Annotated in this window: 20 protein-coding genes, 1 pseudogene and 1 CRISPR repeat array; of the genes and pseudogenes, 12 read left to right on the top strand and 9 right to left on the bottom strand. The window is 67.8% G+C overall.

All coding sequences use genetic code 11. From position 1 onward, the window contains the following. Positions 1-201 precede the first annotated feature (201 nt). The gene (locus ACFYMM_RS41750; RefSeq protein ID WP_388397456.1) at positions 202-681 is read left to right on the top strand and encodes an ATP-binding protein; all 480 of its coding nucleotides are present in this window, start codon (positions 202-204) and stop codon (positions 679-681) included. A 20-nt stretch (positions 682-701) separates the two neighbouring features. On the opposite strand, the gene ACFYMM_RS41745 is transcribed toward ACFYMM_RS41750, so the two are convergent. Beyond that, a complete protein-coding gene (locus tag ACFYMM_RS41745) occupies positions 702-968 on the bottom strand; it encodes an ANTAR domain-containing protein (RefSeq protein WP_388397454.1) in 267 nt (88 codons plus the stop codon). 223 nt (positions 969-1,191) lie between these two features. Next, entirely contained in the window at positions 1,192-1,320 is a 129-nt protein-coding gene (locus tag ACFYMM_RS41740) for a hypothetical protein (protein ID WP_388397451.1), read from the bottom strand. Between the two features lie 119 nt (positions 1,321-1,439). On the opposite strand from ACFYMM_RS41740, the gene ACFYMM_RS41735 reads away from it, so the two are divergent. From ACFYMM_RS41735 to ACFYMM_RS41715, 5 genes are all read left to right on the top strand, one after another. Then, positions 1,440-1,796 (top strand): STAS domain-containing protein, encoded by a 357-nt coding sequence (locus ACFYMM_RS41735; RefSeq protein WP_388397448.1) that lies wholly within the window; start codon positions 1,440-1,442, stop codon positions 1,794-1,796. After that, a complete protein-coding gene (locus tag ACFYMM_RS41730) occupies positions 1,796-2,728 on the top strand; it encodes an anti-sigma factor RsbA family regulatory protein (protein ID WP_388397445.1) in 933 nt (310 codons plus the stop codon). The genes ACFYMM_RS41735 and ACFYMM_RS41730 overlap by 1 nt, the downstream gene beginning before the upstream one ends. Positions 2,729-3,284: 556 nt before the next feature. Beyond that, on the top strand, positions 3,285-3,647 hold the full coding sequence (locus ACFYMM_RS41725; protein WP_388397442.1) for an STAS domain-containing protein: 363 nt from the start codon (positions 3,285-3,287) through the stop codon (positions 3,645-3,647). Positions 3,648-3,869: 222 nt separating this feature from the next. Then, a complete protein-coding gene (locus ACFYMM_RS41720; RefSeq protein ID WP_388397441.1) occupies positions 3,870-4,715 on the top strand; it encodes an RNA polymerase sigma factor SigF in 846 nt (281 codons plus the stop codon). A gap of 131 nt (positions 4,716-4,846) precedes the next feature. Further along, positions 4,847-5,002, top strand: a complete 156-nt coding sequence (locus ACFYMM_RS41715) for a DUF6131 family protein (protein ID WP_388397438.1) — start codon at positions 4,847-4,849, stop codon at positions 5,000-5,002. 65 nt (positions 5,003-5,067) lie between these two features. Here ACFYMM_RS41715 and ACFYMM_RS41710 read toward each other — a convergent pair whose 3' ends face one another. The 3 genes and pseudogenes from ACFYMM_RS41710 to ACFYMM_RS41700 form a co-directional block, all read right to left on the bottom strand. Continuing rightward, on the bottom strand, positions 5,068-5,274 hold the full coding sequence (locus ACFYMM_RS41710; protein ID WP_388397436.1) for a hypothetical protein: 207 nt from the start codon (positions 5,272-5,274) through the stop codon (positions 5,068-5,070). A gap of 693 nt (positions 5,275-5,967) precedes the next feature. Continuing rightward, positions 5,968-6,422: pseudogene (locus ACFYMM_RS41705) on the bottom strand (transposase); the annotation flags it as partial. A 344-nt stretch (positions 6,423-6,766) separates the two neighbouring features. Next, positions 6,767-6,916, bottom strand: a complete 150-nt coding sequence (locus tag ACFYMM_RS41700) for a hypothetical protein (RefSeq protein WP_388397435.1) — start codon at positions 6,914-6,916, stop codon at positions 6,767-6,769. A 428-nt stretch (positions 6,917-7,344) separates the two neighbouring features. Between ACFYMM_RS41700 and ACFYMM_RS41695 the strand changes: the two genes are divergently transcribed. Beyond that, complete coding sequence (locus ACFYMM_RS41695) at positions 7,345-7,407, top strand: QVPTGV class sortase B protein-sorting domain-containing protein (protein WP_388397460.1); 63 nt, start codon at positions 7,345-7,347, stop codon at positions 7,405-7,407. Positions 7,408-7,540: 133 nt separating this feature from the next. After that, positions 7,541-8,758: a hypothetical protein gene (locus ACFYMM_RS41690; RefSeq protein ID WP_388397433.1), complete on the top strand. Its 1,218-nt coding sequence runs from the start codon at positions 7,541-7,543 to the stop codon at positions 8,756-8,758. A gap of 250 nt (positions 8,759-9,008) precedes the next feature. Further along, positions 9,009-9,403: direct repeats of the CRISPR family, unit length 29 nt; unit sequence CGGCTCACCCCCGCGTCGGCGGGGACCAC. 1,113 nt (positions 9,404-10,516) lie between these two features. Here the strand turns inward: ACFYMM_RS41690 and ACFYMM_RS41685 are convergent. The 3 genes from ACFYMM_RS41685 to ACFYMM_RS41675 all read right to left on the bottom strand — a co-directional run bounded on the left by ACFYMM_RS41685 (position 10,517) and on the right by ACFYMM_RS41675 (position 13,403). After that, the gene (locus ACFYMM_RS41685) at positions 10,517-10,867 is read right to left on the bottom strand and encodes a DUF6300 family protein (RefSeq protein WP_388397431.1); all 351 of its coding nucleotides are present in this window, start codon (positions 10,865-10,867) and stop codon (positions 10,517-10,519) included. A gap of 228 nt (positions 10,868-11,095) precedes the next feature. Next, complete coding sequence (locus ACFYMM_RS41680) at positions 11,096-11,371, bottom strand: hypothetical protein (protein ID WP_388397429.1); 276 nt, start codon at positions 11,369-11,371, stop codon at positions 11,096-11,098. Between the two features lie 34 nt (positions 11,372-11,405). Continuing rightward, on the bottom strand, positions 11,406-13,403 hold the full coding sequence (locus ACFYMM_RS41675; RefSeq protein ID WP_388397427.1) for a hypothetical protein: 1,998 nt from the start codon (positions 13,401-13,403) through the stop codon (positions 11,406-11,408). Positions 13,404-13,560: 157 nt separating this feature from the next. Between ACFYMM_RS41675 and ACFYMM_RS41670 the strand changes: the two genes are divergently transcribed. After that, positions 13,561-14,304 (top strand): TIGR02391 family protein, encoded by a 744-nt coding sequence (locus ACFYMM_RS41670; protein WP_388397424.1) that lies wholly within the window; start codon positions 13,561-13,563, stop codon positions 14,302-14,304. 183 nt (positions 14,305-14,487) lie between these two features. Here the strand turns inward: ACFYMM_RS41670 and ACFYMM_RS41665 are convergent, their stop codons facing one another. Continuing rightward, positions 14,488-15,399, bottom strand: a complete 912-nt coding sequence (locus ACFYMM_RS41665; RefSeq protein ID WP_388397421.1) for a LysR family transcriptional regulator — start codon at positions 15,397-15,399, stop codon at positions 14,488-14,490. 123 nt (positions 15,400-15,522) lie between these two features. Here ACFYMM_RS41665 and ACFYMM_RS41660 point away from each other — a divergent pair, with 123 nt between their 5' ends. Genes ACFYMM_RS41660 through ACFYMM_RS41650 form a run of 3 tightly spaced genes read left to right on the top strand, consistent with a single transcriptional unit; the run spans position 15,523 to position 17,571 of the window. Then, positions 15,523-15,888 (top strand): darcynin family protein, encoded by a 366-nt coding sequence (locus ACFYMM_RS41660; protein WP_388397418.1) that lies wholly within the window; start codon positions 15,523-15,525, stop codon positions 15,886-15,888. A gap of 31 nt (positions 15,889-15,919) precedes the next feature. Then, positions 15,920-16,678, top strand: a complete 759-nt coding sequence (locus ACFYMM_RS41655) for an SDR family NAD(P)-dependent oxidoreductase (protein WP_388397415.1) — start codon at positions 15,920-15,922, stop codon at positions 16,676-16,678. Then, positions 16,615-17,571, top strand: coding sequence for a Ku protein (locus ACFYMM_RS41650; protein ID WP_388397457.1), 957 nt, complete (start codon positions 16,615-16,617; stop codon positions 17,569-17,571). Before ACFYMM_RS41655 ends, ACFYMM_RS41650 begins: the two co-directional genes overlap by 64 nt. Positions 17,572-17,588 lie beyond the last annotated feature (17 nt).

Below are 17,588 nucleotides of genomic sequence, written 5' to 3'. Positions count from 1 at the left end.
GGCCAGCTCCGAGGCTATGATCCACGTCGCCTCGATCGACAACCTCGCCAAGCGCATAACGGACGAGACGACACCAACCTGGCGAGGGACTTACTGGAACAGAAAGGGCAATTCGCTTAGATCAAATGCCCTCTAAAAGCGTGTGCTAGGCATGTGCGGGTACGCGCGGGGGTGTGAACGGGGAGTTAAAGGGGGGCCGCGATGGAGCCAGTCTCCGTGGGTGAGGACAGTGCGGTACCGGATGGGCACGCCATACGGACCGCGGCCGCCCTGGAAGGGGACGGAACGTCCATCGCCCGCGCCCGCCATCTCGCGGCCGGTTTCCTCACGCGCGTCCAGGCCGAGCACGGACTGCCGGTCTCGCAGCGGGCGATGGACCTGACCCAGCTGGTGGTCAGCGAGCTGGTCACCAATGCCCTCAAGTACGCGCCGGGCCCGGTGCTGATGGACCTGCGCATCACCGGCGGCATGGTCGAGATCATGGTGTGGGACTCCGACCCGGTGCTGCCGGTGGCGAGGGCCGCCGATGTCGGACGGGTGGGCCAGCATGGCCTGGAGATCGTCCTGGCCGTCGCCCAGGGCTTCGAGGCGCAGCGGGAGCCGGTCGGCAAGCGGATCACCGCCCGCATCGCCCTGGTGGACGATCCCGGCGGAGCCGTCGCCGGACGGCCGCCCCTGTAGGGCGGCGAGGCACCCGCCCGTCAAAGGCCGCGGCCCGGGTGGGCGGCGTGGCGGGCCAGCGCCGCCTGCAACTCCCCGAGAAGGACATCGGGCAGCGCCGTGCCCTGGCCGTGCTTGACGACCTCTTCAGCGACTTGGGTGAGTTTGGTGTTGGTGTGCTGGGAGACCTCCCGCAGCACCATGAAGCCGTCGCCCGGGGGAATCTGTCCCAGGACGGTCAGGACGCCGATGGCCTGGTCGACGACGGCATGCGAGGCGAGAGCCTGCTGTAACTGTCTGTTTTCCATCCGCGCCTTCTCCAGCTCTGCCGCTAGTTCGTCGGCCGACGAACGCGTGAACTGAGGGTGGGGATGGGGGATTGGGGTCATGGCGGATCACCGGGAAAGACACAGAGGACAGCGGACGTCACCCGTCTGCCCCGGTTGTCTTCCGACAACCATCCGGCCTGAGCCGGCCACTACGCGTGAGCCCCCCGGCGGCGTGAGCGCCGGGCAATCCCGGCTAGGGCGGTCAGGTGTTCAGGGCCTCTTCGACGGTGGGGTGGCAGTCGAGGATGGCGTCGAGGCCGACCAGCTGCAGCACATGCACGGCGGGCTTTTGGGCTCCGGCGAGGCGGAGCCATTCGTGGGCGTCGCTCACGAGATGTCCAGCCGTCCGGGGTTGGTCTGTCTGCCGGACTACACTCCCCCCGTTGGGGGAGTGTTTTCGCCTGCCCTTACCGGCGGCTGGCAGGTGGCTCGATGTGAAGGAGTCCGAAGGTGGATGCCCCACATGCGGTGGGCGGAACCGGCCCGGTTACGCCCGGCAGGGCCGCGTTGGAGGTGAGCCCGTTGCCCGGTGGTCGTTGTGGGATACGTGCTCGTGGTGAGATCAGCGCCCTCACGCGTCCGTCCTGGGAGCAGGCTCTTACGGAGCTGGCCCGGCGGCACGCGGGTGTGTCGTATGTGGAGCTGTCGGAGGTGGTGTTCGTCGACGTGGCCGGGGTGAGCGCGCTGGCGGTCACCGCCATGAACCTGCAGGGCGGACGGGTCGTGGTGGAGCATCCGCCGCCGCAGTTGCCCCGGGTTTTGGAGCTGTTCTGGCCGGGTCTGGACCGGATTGAGGTGGCTCTGTGATGAGCACGGTGACCGCCCATGAAGCGTTCGTGCACCCTGCCCTGTTCTATCGCACCGATCAGGAGTACACGCGGCAGACGGTGTCGTTCCTGCGCGAGGGGCTGGACAACGGCGAGCCGATGGCCGTCGCGGTGCCCGGCCCCAACCTGGAACTGATCAGGAGCGGGCTGGGTGCGGATGCCGAGGGCATCCTGTTCCTGGACATGACCGAGGCCGGCCGCAATCCCGGGCGGATCATCCCCAAGGTGCTGCGCGGATTCGCCGACGCACACCCGCAGGGGCGGGTGCGGATCATCGGCGAGCCGATCTGGGCCGGGCGCAGCGCGGTGGAGTACCCGGCGTGCGCGCAGCACGAGGCTCTGATCAACGCCGCCTTCGAGGGCAGGGCGGTGACGATCCTGTGCCCGTACGACGAGGTGCGGCTGGATCCGCAGGTGCTCGCCGATGCGCGGGTTACCCACCCGACCCTCATCAGCGGGGAGGGCCGTGAGTGGGTCAGCGACGTCTACGACTGGCAGGCGGTCGTCTCCCGCTACAACCAGGAGCTGCCGAGGGTGCCGGACGCCGCGGTCTTCTCCTACGGCGCAGAGGACCTTCCGGGGGTCCGCCATTTCGCTGTCGCTCAGTCCGCGCGGCTGGGCCTGGCCGGTGAGCGGCTGGTCGATGTGGAGCTGGCGGTCTCGGAGCTGACGACCAACAGCGTGGTGCACGGCGGAGGCCGTGGGACGCTCGCGATGTGGGCCGAGCAGGGACAGCTCGTGATCGAGGTCCGTGATGCGGGCCGGCTTAGTGATCCGCTGGCCGGCCGCCGCCCGCCAGAGCGCGGGCAGGTGGGCGGCCGGGGCCTGATGCTGGTCAACTACGTGTCCGATCTGGTGCGCGTACACGCCGGCGACGACGGCACGACGGTGCGCTGCTACCTCAGCCTGTGACCGCACGTGGGCGCCCCGCCTGTCCGGGGGGGCCGCCTGCGCCTCCTGCTTTCACGCAGCATCGATTGACGAGTCGCGGCACCCTCAGGCCGGGGCGGTTCGACATCGGCGGGCGGGCGATGTACGAGCTGCGTCTCGGAGTCCTGGGCCGTTTCGACTGTCCCGGCGACACTTCCCGACCGTCAGCCGACGGAGGTTGTCTGGCCTGGCAGTGGGCGTGGTATGGAAGGCATCGTCTGTTGCCTGCCCGGCGCCCGGCATCCCTGATTCAGAGTCCCTGCCGTGGTGTGCGGTCGGTGCTGGGTGATTTGGCCAGGATTTTCAGAGACACTTGTCACGGATGTCACTAGCGTCAGTTCGTGACAGCGTCCCGTCTGCCGGGGCAGGCGAGGGTGATGAACAGGCCTGAGTCCATCGCCGCAGCAGCTACCGCGATGTGCCGGTCCGGTGGCCGGCTGCCCGTGTACCTGCCCGGCTCCCTTCCTTGTCCGACAGCCCGCCGTGAGGCCGGCGGTGCCCTGACCGTTTCTGTCACTGCTGGCGAGGGAGGCCGCAGATGAGTGGTGCCGGAGGGATCACGACCCTGGTCGCCCGCGACGGTGAAGTGACCTCGATGGCAGTCTTCGGGGAACTGGACACCTTCACCGGTAATGATCTGGTCGGAGTCCTTCTCGAGCAGTGCCTTGTACACCGGCCTGCTCGCGTGGTGGTGGACTTGTCCGCGGTGTCGTTCTGTGACGGAGCAGGAGCCAGGGCTCTGGCACAGATGAGAGAACTCGCTGCCCGGGCCGGGACGGAGTTCGCTGTGACGGGCGCGCGGTCCCCGACCTTGCTCAGGGTGCTGGAGATCATGGGACTCGACCTGCTGTTCAGACTGGATCAAGATCCGACACGGCATCCCGGCTCAGCATCCCGTTGACCAGGTACGGGGCCCAGTCCGAAGTCCGTACAGGCCCGCTGACAGCCCCATTGTTCGGTGACAGGGTGATGGGCCTGCGGGCGCGTCAGCCAGCTTCGCCGCTTTGTGGAGCATGGCGAGCCCGCCTCAGATCGCGGGCATGGGCTGGGCATGCCGGGGTAGGCGCGCGGTCGTCGGTCCGTGGCAGGCCGGCGGCGTGCAGCGATAGGGGAGGGAAGCATCATGGCGACAGTGACTGCGGCGAAGACGGACACGGACGTAAGTGGTCTACCGGAGGTCGCCGACCCCTCCCGCGTGGCGCCGAAGGACGCCCGGCAGCTGACCCGCCTGTTCTTCGACCAGCTCGCGGTCCTGGAAGAGGGCACCCCTGAATACAGTTACGCGCGCAACACGCTGATCGAGATGAACATGTCCCTGGTCCGCTTCGCGGCCGGCCGGTTCCGCAGCCGCGGGCCGCAGGAGATGGAGGACATCGTCCAGGTCGGCATGATCGGCCTGATCAAGGCCATCGACCGGTTCGAGCTGTCCCGCGAGGTGGAGTTCACCTCCTTCGCCATCCCCTACATCGTCGGCGAGATCAAGCGGTTCTTCCGCGACACCACCTGGGCCGTGCACGTGCCGCGCCGGCTGCAGGAGGCCCGCGTCCAGCTCGCCCGCGCCACCGAGGAGCTCCGCAGCCGCCTGGACCGCGACCCGACGGTGAAGGAACTGTCGGAGCTGATGAGCCTGTCCGAGGACGAGGTCCGCGAGGCCCGTCTGGCCTCCAACGGCTACACCTCCGCCTCCCTCGACGCCGCGATCAGCACCAGCGAGGACGGCGAGACCGCCTTCGCCGACTTCATCGGCACCGACGACCAGACCCTCGAACTCGTCGAGGACTTCCACGCCCTCGCCCCCATGATTGCCGCACTCGACGAACGCGACCGGCAGATCATCCACTGGCGCTTCGTCGAAGAACTCACCCAGGCCCAGATCGGCGAACGCCTCGGCGTCTCCCAGATGCACGTCTCCCGCCTGCTCTCCCGCTGCCTGGCCCGGCTGCGCGAAGGCATGCTCACCACCCGCTGACAGCAGCACACCCCCGGCCCCAGCCGCCCGACCACGCGGCGCCGCCAATGCTCCTCGCATGCATCACAGTGGGACAAATCACTACTGAAGGCGCACAGTGAAGGGAGTACTACTGGCAGCGGGAGGCGGCCGTGATCATCCTCGGCATCATCTTGCTCGTCGTCGGTTTCGTCACCGGCATATCCATCCTGTGGACCATCGGCATCATCCTCGCCGTGATCGGCGCCGTGCTGTGGATCCTGGGCTCGGTGGGCCACACCGTCGCCGGCCGCCGTCACTACTGGTAAGGACCAGACTGGGCACTGGTAAGGACCAGACTGGGCGCGGTGCTCGCTACCAGCTGCTGTGGCTGTCAGGGCGGTCGCGTGGCCAGCGGCTGCATCTCCGCCAGCGGCAGTCTGCACCTCCTGAACCGGCCCATCAGCCCGAACAGGTGCGCCTGGTCGAGCACGACGCCGTAGAAGACGGTCTGCCCAGCGATGGAGACCGCCCTGAGTACGGGAAATGTTTTGGCCGCTTCCGGCGGAACAGGGCACGAGACACGGAATTCGTAGAGCATGCGCATGCCTCACCCCATGTGCTGTGCTGCAGGTGTGCCGCCCATGCTCGGCCGTACGGACAGCAGGGGCGTCACCGGCACGGGTGAACCGACTGGGAAGGGGCGAAGGTGTGGCCGGTCAGACCCCGAGGGGCTGGGCGGCGGCGGTGAGGGTGAGTTTCTGGGATGGGACCTGTCTCTCTCTTCGTCCGGCCGGCGGCGGTCTGCTGTGACATGTACTCGCGGGTGCGGGCGTCGCTGGACATGCGGACCAGGGCGATGCGGTAGACGGCGGCGTTGGCGGCCCGGTCGCCGCCATGTTAGAGGTGGTGACGGTTGGTGCGGCCGGCGGGAAGCGGGGACCGGTGCGGCTCCGCAGAGAACGGCGAGGGAAGCCTCGGCCCGTATGTGTGCGGGATTGTCTTCGGCGGTTACCAGCAGCCGGGCCGCGGGGCGGGGACCGACTCCGTGGGCGGCTGGCAGGGCGTGGTCGTGGACGCTCACCACGCTGCCCAGGGCCTTGATCAGGGCCTGGTGCTCGGTGCAGCAGAGGCTGTCGTCTCGCGTGCCCCCGGGCCGGCCGTCTCGAGCAGTGCTGGCTCTCGCCCTGGGGGCAGTCGGCTCACTGGCGCCTCGACTGCCGTGCAGCCTGTGAGGCGTCCTGCCCACTGGCGTGCGCGTTCCCCCGTTCGGCCGCATCCTGGAGCAGTCAGTTGACAGCGGACGGCACTTGCGGTCAGTGGCGAGATGAATCTTGCCCTTCAGTCCACCACGGGATCTGCCGAGCAGGGCCTGATCCAAGCGGAGCTTGCGCCGTCGCCTGATACGCCGTCGCTCCTCCTGATCCGGGTCGTCCCTGCCGGCCTGTCCGTTCTGTTCCGGCGGGCCGCCCCTTTTTGCCGGGCCCGCTCCTGCTCGGCGGCGGCTTCCTCGAGGGCGTCCATGACGTCCTTGCCGATGTGCATCCCCGCCGCGTCGTGGTGGGCGCGGGCAGTGGTGGAATCCACGCTGACCAGGGATAGGTCCGTCTGCCCCCGGCGGGCGGCCTCGGCGATCACGCCTTCCAGGAGAGCGGAGAAGACCCCGGCGTCCCGCCAGACGCGAAAACGCCCGTAGACGGTCGCCCACGGTCCGAAGTCGGAGGGCATCTCGCGCCACTGGCTGCTGGTGGCGTTAACGGTCTGGACGGCTCTCACGTGCTTACAGACACTACATCGGCTCCTGCAGGCCCGTAGACGCCCCCTGAGTGCCCATCTCCCGCCCTATCACCGGGCCTGGCGTGGATTCCCTTGCCAGGCCCGGTGATCCTCCCTCACAAGCCCCTACAGCCGATCTTGAAGGGAAGTCCCTCGATGGGTCAGGTCGCCGACGGCCTGGACCACGCCGTGAAGAGGGCATTCACCCGCCCGATTCCGAAGTCCGCGAACGCGCAGATGCGTTTCCTGGTCCGGCCAGCTCAAGGGCACCCGCCCGTGGTCGAGCTACTCGGCCTCTCCTAGTGCACCGTCGAACGCTACGTCAGAGACCAGATCCACCGACCCGCGCCGACCTCGGCCAGCGCCTGGCCGAAGCCGTGCGCGCCCGCTGGCAGCCCCGCATCCGCGAGCAGATCCGCCGCCAGCGCCGGTTTGGTCATCGAAACCTGCGCCCGGTTCGGCTCCACCGCCGCCCCTGCACAACCGACGACGCCCGCCTCCCCTCGCCCTGCCACCCGCCTACGCCGCCCGACTGCTCGACGCCCAGCAGGCCGGCGCCAGCGAACAGCAGCTGCGCGACATCACCGCTGAAGGCTTCGGGCACACGTAACTTTGGCGATGGCGGGCTGTGCCTCCGGCCTCATGGTGGAGTTCATCGACGTCGAACAGCTGCACTTCGACCTGTAGCTCCGTTCGCCGGTCTTCTGGCGGCCGGCGTCCTGTGACTGAGCGACACAGCGACGTCAGCACAGTCAAAAGGAGTATCGCAAGATGCGTCCCCTGCGTGCGACCCTCAGCCTGACTCTATGAAGAACCGACCCCTGCTGGTCGTCCATGCCCCGGATTGTCGCGGATTGCGAGAGGTCAGCGTCAATAGAGAGAGCGTGGGGAAAGTGTGGTCCCTACGGGAATTGCGAATACTCTTGCGCCGTTTGGGCTACTCGCGAGATCTGATTGAAGACCGAACACAGATCCGTTGGGAGGGAGGGGATAGTTCCCAGTGGCCAGACCGCCCAGGGATAAGGCGAACTGCTGCCAGCCTGATGGTTATTGGCTCCCTCACGTCAGCTTGGATATTGTTCAAGATCGGCGTGACGGACGCCCTCGGTGCACTTACATATACTGGACGCATCGAAGGCTCATTATTCCTAATCGCAGCCATACTGGAGATAATTACAGCAGCCGTCGTTTTTGATCACTGGGGCAAGCGACGGCTGCCCTACTCAGGGATAATAACTCTAGTTGGCGTTTTCGTTTCACTATTGGTCAGCTCACTTCTGCTTTCCGTTCAAATCTACGGTGGTGAGTACACGCACTATCTCTGGCTTTGGATAGGCCTATTCATCTGGTCGGCGTGGGCGTTGATGCGACTCGAACCTAACCACATACTGAAACGCATAACGCACCCGAAGAGCTTCGCAGCGGGAGCCGTAGTCTCAGCCCTCTTGGTTGCTTCAAATTTTGCATACACGCAGGTCTATCTACCCTATGCCTCTCCCGTACAGGCGCGCGTCGTCGCGAAGCTCGGCACTCCCTGCCTGAACAATAAGCACACCATCCTGTACCTGCCGGTCGAGCTTCACTATCAAAACTCTGGCAAAGTAGGTTTCACTATTCTGGGTAGCCAATACTCGGTCTATGGTCGAACCGCCCAATTCAATGAACGGCCAAACGGGCTGCAGGAATGGAAGAACGACATGGTAAGGGAACCTATGTCTGACCTCTATCGTCATACAGGAGTACAGGGCAGGGACCTGATTAGCGCTGGAGAGTTCTTCCGCGCAGGGAGATCCCTGGATCCCGACCAAGAATTCGTAGAAAGGAAGGTCGTCGAACTTTCTGCGGGAGCTAAATACGACTCAATTGAGGTTACGGCGTCAGCGACAGCAATACGGGAAGATCGAGGGGATCTAGACGCAGACTACTATATTCCGAACTATTCCTGGGATACTGCATCTGTTGATGGGAAACACCTCCATGACGCCCCTCTGTGGGTCGCCCAACCTGGCGATGAGTACATTTCTCATCATGCGCGAATCCATTATGACAGCGAGGTTCTCAATATAACCCGAAAGCCTCGCTATGTAACGTATTGGTGGGTTATCCCAAAGAAGTTCAGTGGCGCTAATCCGGAAAATGATCTCACTGCACCTCATGGGGAGGTGACTATTAGTGAACTCCACCAGGAAGTCCGCGAGCCGAGTAATTCAGACTACGACGAGCTCTATAACCGATATGGTCTTCAGGACACATACAGTCCGTGGCTGAGAGAATCTCTCCCGGCGCTCCTTAAGGCTGCAGGAGCCTGAGTCTTTTTAGCCGATCTGCACAGTCCGAGACAAGGTGTGGCACTGTGAGGGCAGCCTGGCCCGTCGCCTTCCCCCGTGGCGACGGGCCAGCGTGTCGCCACGGGCAGTTGGCGGAGAGCAGCTGTGTGAGCTGGCGGGTCCCGAGTTGCGGTCAGTTACTGCCTCACCTTGCTTCCCGACGTTGTGGTATCTGTCAGGGCCGCCTTGCCGCGGCCTCGGCTGTCGACGTGTTCCTCGCTGGGGGATGTGACGACTCGCCCCCGCGTCGGCGGAGACCACGGCCGCTGCCAGGACCCGGCGTACATGGAGAACGGCTCACCCCCGCGTCGGCGGGGACCACGACCTCCTGGCCTTCCTGCTGCTACCAGGCATCGGCTCACCCCCGCGTCGGCGGGGACCACTCCCGTATGGGTGACGCGGACCGGGCTGGGGACGGCTCACCCCCGCGTCGGCGGGGACCACGGCACCTGCGCGTGGAACGCAAAACGACCCGGCGGCTCACCCCCGCGTCGGCGGGGACCATGAATTCCACGGGGTGTGCGGGGACGGCGCCCACGGCTCACCCCCGCGTCGGCGGGGACCACCAGCCGGTCACGCTCCTCGCTCAGTTCTATGACGGCTCACCCCCGCGTCGGCGGGGACCACGTCGCACAGGCAGGTGCAACTCTTGTCGTTGACTTCCCAGCCGAGTCCGGTGGGGCCGTTCCCGAGGAGCCGAATGAGGTCCGGGCACGGAGGACCATCGGTCGTCTCGAGACGGAAGTTCCCGCCGATGGCGCTCCAGGCGTCGGTGCTGTTGATCGAGCCGGGCCCGGCAGTCGCCCGGATTCGGCGAAGCAAGGGGGAGAAAAGGGAGGCGGGTTCGAAGGACGTGGCTGCGGTGGCGAGGTAGGCGGCGCGCTCCACAGGTGTCCAGTCCGGCTCGCTTTGGAACAGGTCGTAGTCGGCGGCGAGCCGGTTGGCGATGCGCTGCCACCACCACGGATTGAACCCGGTCAGCATGATGCGGGCTGGCATTCCAGGCCGGTGAAGGCAGATCTGGCTGCCTTCACGACGGTAGCGGAGGCCGGCTACGCCGCTGACCTGGTCCCGGGGGTCCAAGGCGTCTTCGCTGCTCAGGCGGGGGAGGAGGAACTCAGCCCAGTAGTGGACGACGTATGGCTCGTTGACGACCCGGATCGACAGTTGATCTTCCTCGGGTCGGACGTGGACGATGCCCAGGGGGTGCTCGGAGAGGCCGCCGATCTTGCAGCATGCAAGGAAGACCGCGGTCTCCAGCTGCGCCTGCTCAGGGTGACGGGCTGCGGGGATAGGGAGCGCTTGGCCGCTTTCCCCGAGGAGTGTGCAGAGGGCCTGGTGGGATTCGCCGGTGCTGCGGCGGCGGTCTTCGGTGAAGGCCAAGGCGGCCAGAGGGGGCATGATCGCTTTTCCGCGCCGGACCGGCCCCCGGCGGCGAGCGCTCTGTACGGTGGTCCTGTCGGTGTGGTGCGAGCGGTGAGACTTCTGGCCGGTCCTCGGCGAAGGAGCTGTGGGGGCTTCTTCCATCGCGCGGCCGGGCGTTCACGTTGCCCAAGCTGATGACATCGGGAGCCCGGTGTCCAGTCAAGGAGGCGCAACGGCCGGTGCCCCATCCGGCAACGCGGTACGCCCACCTCTAGCCGCGCCGCCCGACGGCTTTCCCCGACGTTCGACTTCCCCATCGCAGGCCGACGGTGATGAGTTGCGTCCGACGCGCGGTCCGCGCGCATGAGCAAGCGGTCAGCCGACGCCCTTGGGGGGCGTTCCGATGTGGGGTGGAAAGTCGGAGGACCCGGGGGCCGAGTTGTCCATCAGGAGGTAGCCGTGTGCGGCCATCACTTCCTTCTGGAACTCCACGATGAGTTCGGCACCCTCCCTGGCTCGGGAAGTGTCGTTGCCCGCGCCGGAGGAGAAGAAGCGGACCAGAGCGCCAGCCGCGGTGTCCCCGGCATCGCAGGTTCGGCACAACTCCAGGTTGATCGGTTTTCCGGACGCATCGAGTTGGGGCATCTGCGCGGCAAGGATGAGCGGGCCGTTGCATCGGGAGCAGGAGGGCAGGTCGTTGCTGCGCTGGATGGATACGTGAGCCATGGCGCCCCCTTGATCGCTGGGAGCGCCATCCAACCTTCAACGAAAGGGCTGGTCAATGGTTTTGCCGGCCTGGAGCCGAGGGCCAAGTCGAGGACCGCCCGCGGAGACCAGTCAGCCCCTGCCCATGGGGGTGGGGATGTGGCTCCGGCAGTGTCGGGCTCCCGTTTCCAGTGGAAGCGGGAGCAAGTGCGTGCGCCAGTTTTCGGTGTCGGCCATGGCTGCTGCTCCTCAGCTGTACTCGTAACGAGCGGCCCAGTCATCCATCTCGCGGTCGTACTCTTCGAGCCGGTTGAGGAATGGGGCGAACGCATCCTGGGCCTGGGCCGCAGTGATCTGACTGGTCTCGATCGCGGCGAGGAGTTCCAGCACGGCGGGGAGCTCCACGGCGGCGCCGTAGCCCGGCTTGTCCGTGCGGTGCTCGGAGTAGACGGCTCCTACGGATCCGCGGACGCTGGCAAGGACGAGGGGGCCGGCGTTGATGTCGCGGGTGACGTCGTACGGCATCGGGTGTTCCTCCAGGTTGGTCAGGCGGGGCAGATCACGGCGCCGGTGGCGTCATACCCAGAAGGGGCCGCCGCGCTGGGACAGGATGGTGGGGGGGGAGCGTGCTCTCGAGGACGGCCTGCCGCCACAGGGTGCGATTCTTGTAGGGGGCCTGGTCGATGTCTTGGGGGTTGTGCTGCCACTCGGTCAGGTGCTGAGCGACAGCGGCGAGGACGGCGGCGTCACCAGCCGCGGCCTCCTGCGGCCTCGCCGCGTGCAGCGCGGTCACAGCGGCATGGGCCGGGCGGTAACTCAGCCCCATCACGGGCTCCGGCGCGTCGACCCCCTGCCGGAGCGAGGTGATCGCCTCCTGGAGGTGCGTGTCGTCTTCCGGTGCGGGACCCCTCAGCAGCGCTTCGAGGAGCACCGCGGCCTCGGTGGTGTTCAGCAGTGTGGTGGTGCTGCCGCTGAAGGTGTGGTGGAAGACCCGCAGAAGCACGTCGATGAGGCGGGGCTTGGCCCGCCGGTCGAACAGGCAGTGGGCGCACAGCCAGGCCATCGGAACGTACGGCCGGCGCGGGTGGGGCATCCGGCCGATGAGTTCACCGGCCACCACCGGCGCGGTGCACAGGTTGCAGGAGGAGTCAGCGACGGCCGTCTTCGTGCGCATTGGCGCGGTCATGCCGCCGGGCTCGGGCGGCTCCGGGTGCGTGTAGGCACGGTATGAGTCGGGGTCCTCGATCCAGGTCCGGGCCTGGATGATGGCGTCGCGCAGCTGCTCGTCGGTTGCCTCGGCGCGGCTGGGCGCGCCCATCCATTCGTTCAGCTGCGTCTGGACGAATGGGATGGGCTCGCGCAGCGCCCCCGCCAGCGGCCCTACGTAGGTGGCGAGGAGCTTGCGCAGCTCGGCCCCATGCAGCTTGTCGAGATCCTCGGAGGAAGGAGCGGGGAGCCCGGTCGGCATGGACGACGGGGTTTCCAGCCACCGCTCGACGTTGCTGAGCGCGACGCCGAGCTGAGCCAGAGAGATCCCTGACCTCGTCTTCACCGCGATCGAGTCGTTGATGATGCCGTTGACCCTGCGTCCGTGGATGCCCATCGCGGCGGCGAGCTGCTCCACCCTCCAGTTGAGCCGCTGCCTCGCCTGGTTCTCGGTGAGCAGGACGACCGGCTCGCACGTCCGGCACGGAACACCGGCCGCGGAGGCCGGCCGTTCGCCGCACTGCCCGCACACGAACCCCGTGCACTCCGAACACAGCGTGGCGAGGCCCTCGCTGTCCTCAGCGACAGGCGGACACAGCTCCTGGCGCAGCTGCTCGGCGAGCGACCGGCACTCGCCCGCGCAGTTCGCGGCGGCGGCCGCGGCGCCGGGCTGATGGACCAGGGCCTTGCGCACGGTGGGCAACAGCACGGTCGCGTGGGGGTTTGTGAAGTCGTCGTCATGCCACTGCTCGAGCTGCGCGGACCGGTAGGCGGCCAGCAGGCGTTTGTCGCTGCCGCCGGCGACCTTGTGGTGCTCTCGGTCATCGAGGCAGCCGCAGGGCAGCCGCTCGGCGTACCCGCAGAACTCGGCGCCGAAGGCCCCGCACTGCGGGCACATCGTCCACTGGTAGGGCTCGTCGTCGTAGACGCTCATCCCGTTCGCCTCGTGGAACCGCCACGGCCCGTCCCAGGGGTCGGGGCGGCCCCACGTGTCGACGCCTGCCGTGTCGTCGGGGAAGAACGGGCCCTCGGCCAGTAGCGCTTTGCCGTGCCATTCCTCCGGAACTTCCACCGGCGGGCATCCGTCGGCCTCCTCGTCTCGGTCGCCGAACCACTCGTCGCAGCCCGCGGCCGCCATGGCGAACCGACCCCACCACACCGGGGCCTCCACCTCCGCCGTGAACCAGATCCGCTGCTCCGGCAGCCAGAACGCCGGCGTGCGTGGCGAGCCCGCGCTGTCGTAAAAGGTCACCGGCTCGTACGCCCACGGCACCCGTAGGTGGTCGAAGAACACCGACCAGCGGGCGTGGAGCTCCGTACGGAACTCCACCTTGATCACCTCGTACGCCACGTGCCGCTCCCTGCCGATGGGCCTCTGGCTGTTGCCGGGCCTCACCCTCCACCCGGCAGGACGAGCACCGATGCGCGCCGTCACCGGTTCGGCCCATCTGTGTCCCTCTGCCGAGGTACGGCACTCGGCTGTCGGTGCCACGCCGTAGCGTGCGCCCATGAGGTACACGTTCACGCCGCCGGTTCCGGCGGAACAGATCCGGCAGCTGCCCACCCGGGACGTTGCGCTCCTCCTCCTGCAGCACCTCGCCAGCGGAACCGGCTTCCTGCAGTACGGAGGAACGATGGGCTCGGCCCGCCAGGCGTTCCAGGACGAGCCGGACACCGAGGTACTCGTCGACCGCCTCTCCGATGCCTGGGCCTGGCTGGAGGCAAACGCGCTGCTGTCCCGAGTGCCCAGCCAGTCGGAAGCCTTCCGCCAGCTGTCCCGCGACGGCAGGGACCTGGCGAAGGATCCCCAGGGCATTACGCGGTTCGAGGCCCGCCAGCGGCTGACCGGCCCGCTCCACCCGGCGCTGGAAGACACGGTGCGCACCAACTTCGACCTGGGCGACTACGAGACCGCGTGCTTCGCCGCGATGAAGGCGGTCGAAGTCGCCGTCCGGGACGCGTCCGGCCTCGACAACTCCCTGGTCGGCGTGCCGCTGATGCGCAAGGCGTTCCAGCCGCACCAGAACGGCAAGGCCGGCGGCCCGCTCGCCGACGCCGGAGCCGAAGGCGGTGAGCAGGAAGCCGCCTCCGCGCTGTTCGCCGGTGCCATGGGCGCGTACAAGAATCCCGCCAGCCACCGCACCGTCGACTTCGACGACCCCATCGAGGCAGCCGAGATCATTCAGTTCGCCGACCTGTTGCTGCGACAGGTCGAACGCGCCAAGCGCCGCCAGACTGCCACGACCACGTAGCAGAAGCGCGGGCCCCTATGAACCGGGACGGGGCGAGTGCCGGAGCGAGCGGATTGCGCCGACGCTGCGGCATATTCGCGCTCTGGTGTCAGTCCCCGCTGCCACACTGCAACCATCCCCATTGCGGGGGTGGTTGACCTGATCGCCGAAGAGAGGCGGGGGCGCCTGCCCCGGCTTTCGATGTCACCGCGACAACGAGGCGCGGGCTGTCTCGCGGAGGGTGTCGCGGAGCCAGCGGTGCTCGGGGTCGTTGTCGAGCCGGGGGTGCCAGGCGGCGCGTACGTGCAGCTCGGGCAGCTGGGCCGGGACGTCGAACCAGCGCAGCCCCAGCGGCGGGCCGTACTGCTCGGCGAGCTGTCTCGGTACGAGTCCGGCGTACGGGCTCGACGAGACGAGCAGCAGCGCGGCCGCGTGGGTGGGCACCACTGCGGCCACGTGCCGGTGCAGGTCCGCGGCGGACAGCACGTCGTCCAGCGGGCCGTGAGCCCGGCCGCGCCGGGAGGCGGCGACGTGGTGCGGCGCGCAGAGCCGGTCCAGGGTCAGCGGCTCCGGTCCGTCCAGCGGGCTGCCCGCGCGCGCGATCGCCACCATCCGATCGCGGTACAGCGCCGCCGTGCAGATGTCCGGCGTGGTGAAGGAGCCGACCCCGACGTCCAGGTCGACCGAGCCGTCCCGCAGCGCCTCGATGCTCTCGGTGAGCTCGGCGACGAACCGCAGTACCACCCCGGGCGCCTCAACGGCCACGGTGTCGACCAAGGCCGGGGCCAGGGTGGCGGCCACCCCGTCGTTGATCCGGACGGTGAATGTGCGCCGCAGCTCGGCTGGCCGGACCTCCCGGTCGGCGTGCAGCAGTGCGGACGCCTCGTCCAGCAGGGAGCGCACCCGCGGCGCCGCGCGCAGCGCATAGGGCGTCGGCATCATCCCCCGCCCGGCGCGCACCAGCACCGGGTCCCCGCAGGCCCGCCGCAGTCGGCCGAGCGCGCGGCTGGCCGCCGGGATGGACAGGTGCAGCCGCTCCGCTGCAGCGGTCACGCTGCCCTCCTCGACAAGTGCGTCGAAGACCCGCAGCAGGTTCAGGTCGAGCTGTTCCGTCATAGTTGCATCGTACGCAATGTGCACTTGTCAAAGTTGCGTGGCACGAAAGCTTGCCGGTCCCTAGCGTGGATCTCGTCCCGCTCGACTGGGTGGGACGACATCGCCGCAAAGGAGACAGCAGCCATGGCGCCGCAGACGTTCGAAGCTTCCCTGACCGCGTTCATCCTGGTGCGGACCACCCGCAGCTGGCTGGACCTCACACCCGAGCAGCGGTTCGAGGTCCTGCGGACCGAGATCCGGCCGGCCATCGAGGCCAAGGGTGTGCAGGTGCGATCGCGGTTCTACGACACGGAGTTCTACTCGGCCCGGGTGAGCGACATCTGGCTCTGGGAAGCTCCCGACCACCACTCATTCCAGCAGGTCATCGAGGCGTTGCGGGAGACCCGCTTCTGGGATGACTACTTCGAGGTGGTGGACGTGCTGGTGGGCGTGGAGAACGCCTACGCCATCAACTACGGGCAGGACGCCGTCGCCACCATCGGCGCGTGATCGCGCGTCCGCACAGACAGGGAGACTCTCGATGACCCGCATCGCACTGATCACCGGCGGCAGTCGTGGCCTGGGCCGCGCGGCCGCGCTCGCGCTGGCCGAGGACGGCCTGGACGTGATCCTCACCTACCGGTCACACCCCGACGAGGCACAGGCCGTGGTCGCGCAGCTGACCGAACAGGGCCGCTCGGCCGCCGCCCTGCACCTCGACGTCCAGAAGCCCGACAGCTTCGCCGCGTTCGCCGACGAGCTGCGTGACACGCTCGGCAGGCAGTGGAACCGGGACCGGTTCGACGTGCTGGTCAACAACGCCGGCTTCGACGGGCACACGCCGTTCGGACAGACCGACGCGGCCACCATGGATGAGCTCTACGCGGTGAACGTGAAGGGTCCGATCCTGCTGACCGAGCTGCTCGCACCGCTGGTCGCGGACGGGGGCCGGGTGTTGTTCACCTCCACGGGGCTGACCCGGTATGTGGCCAACCCCGTCTACTCGGTGTACGCCTCGATGAAGGGCGCGATCGAGGTCTACATGAAGTACGCGGCCAAGGCGCTCGGCCCCCGGGCCATCACGGTCAACGCGGTGGCGCCCGGCGCCACCGCGACGGATTTCGCCGGCGGGATGATCCGCGACAACGCCGACTACCGCGCGATGATCACAGCGAACCACGCCTTCGACCGGGTGGGGGAGCCCGCCGACGTGGCGGGCGCCGTGCGCACCCTCGCATCGCCGAGCGCGGGCTGGATCACCGCCCAGCGGGTCGAGGCCTCCGGCGGGCAAAGTCTCTGAGCCGACGGACGCCGTCGTCGGCCCGTGCAGCACTGATCCCCGCCCGCCCTCTCACGGCCCCCGTCGCTGATCTTCCCGCCTGGGCCGTATCGGCAGTCTCGCTACGACCCGCTCGTGGTCACCACGTCGTTTCCCCGAGATCAGCCCAGATCAGAGGCTTCCGCACGGCTTGGCGTTGTTTTCCCGCGAGAACTACTGAGCCCCTGGCTACGGATGAGGACCTGGGCAATCTTCCGTTGCCGACGGCGAAAGCGATCGAGATCGACGCCTTCGTGGCGATGGAGGACATCGACCCGATCCGCATGGGCGCCGGCTACTACCTCGCCCCCGGCCAACAGGTCGCCGCGAAGCCGTACAAGCTCCTCGTGGAAGCACTGCGCCGCTCCAGCAGGGTGGCCATCGCGAAGTACGCGTGGAGCGGCCGCGAGAGACTGGGCATGCTCCGCGTCCGCGGCGACGCCCTGCTCCTGCAGGAACTGCTGTGGCCCGACGAGATCCGCGACCCCACCGAGCTCCTCCCGTCACCCACCGAGGTGTCCGAGGACGAGATCGAAGGCGCGCTGGCCCTGATGGACAGCATGACTGTCGACGCGCTGGAGGGCGAGGAGTTCACCGACCGGTACACCGAGGCGATCGCCCAGATCATCGAGGCCAAACGTGATCAGAAGCCGCTGCCCGAAGCGCCCGAGCCGGAGCAGCCGGCCCAGGTCCTGGATCTGATGGCCGCGCTGAACGAGTCGGTGCAGAAGGCCAAGGCCTCCCGCACGGCCAGCGCGGGCCCGGCGCAGGTGCACGAGCTGCCCGAGCCGAACATGAAGGCGGCCGCCAAGAAGACCGCGGCGAAGAAGACGGCCACCAAGAAGACAACGGGCCACCGCCCGCGCAGCGCCTGATGGGCAGCTCCGGCCTG

Origin of the sequence: Streptomyces sp. NPDC006739 (assembly GCF_042869815.1) — a bacterium.
Classification (GTDB): Bacteria; Actinomycetota; Actinomycetes; order Streptomycetales; family Streptomycetaceae; genus Streptomyces.
Note: the sequence above shows the minus strand (reverse complement) of the source record. Positions and strands in the feature narration are given on the sequence as shown.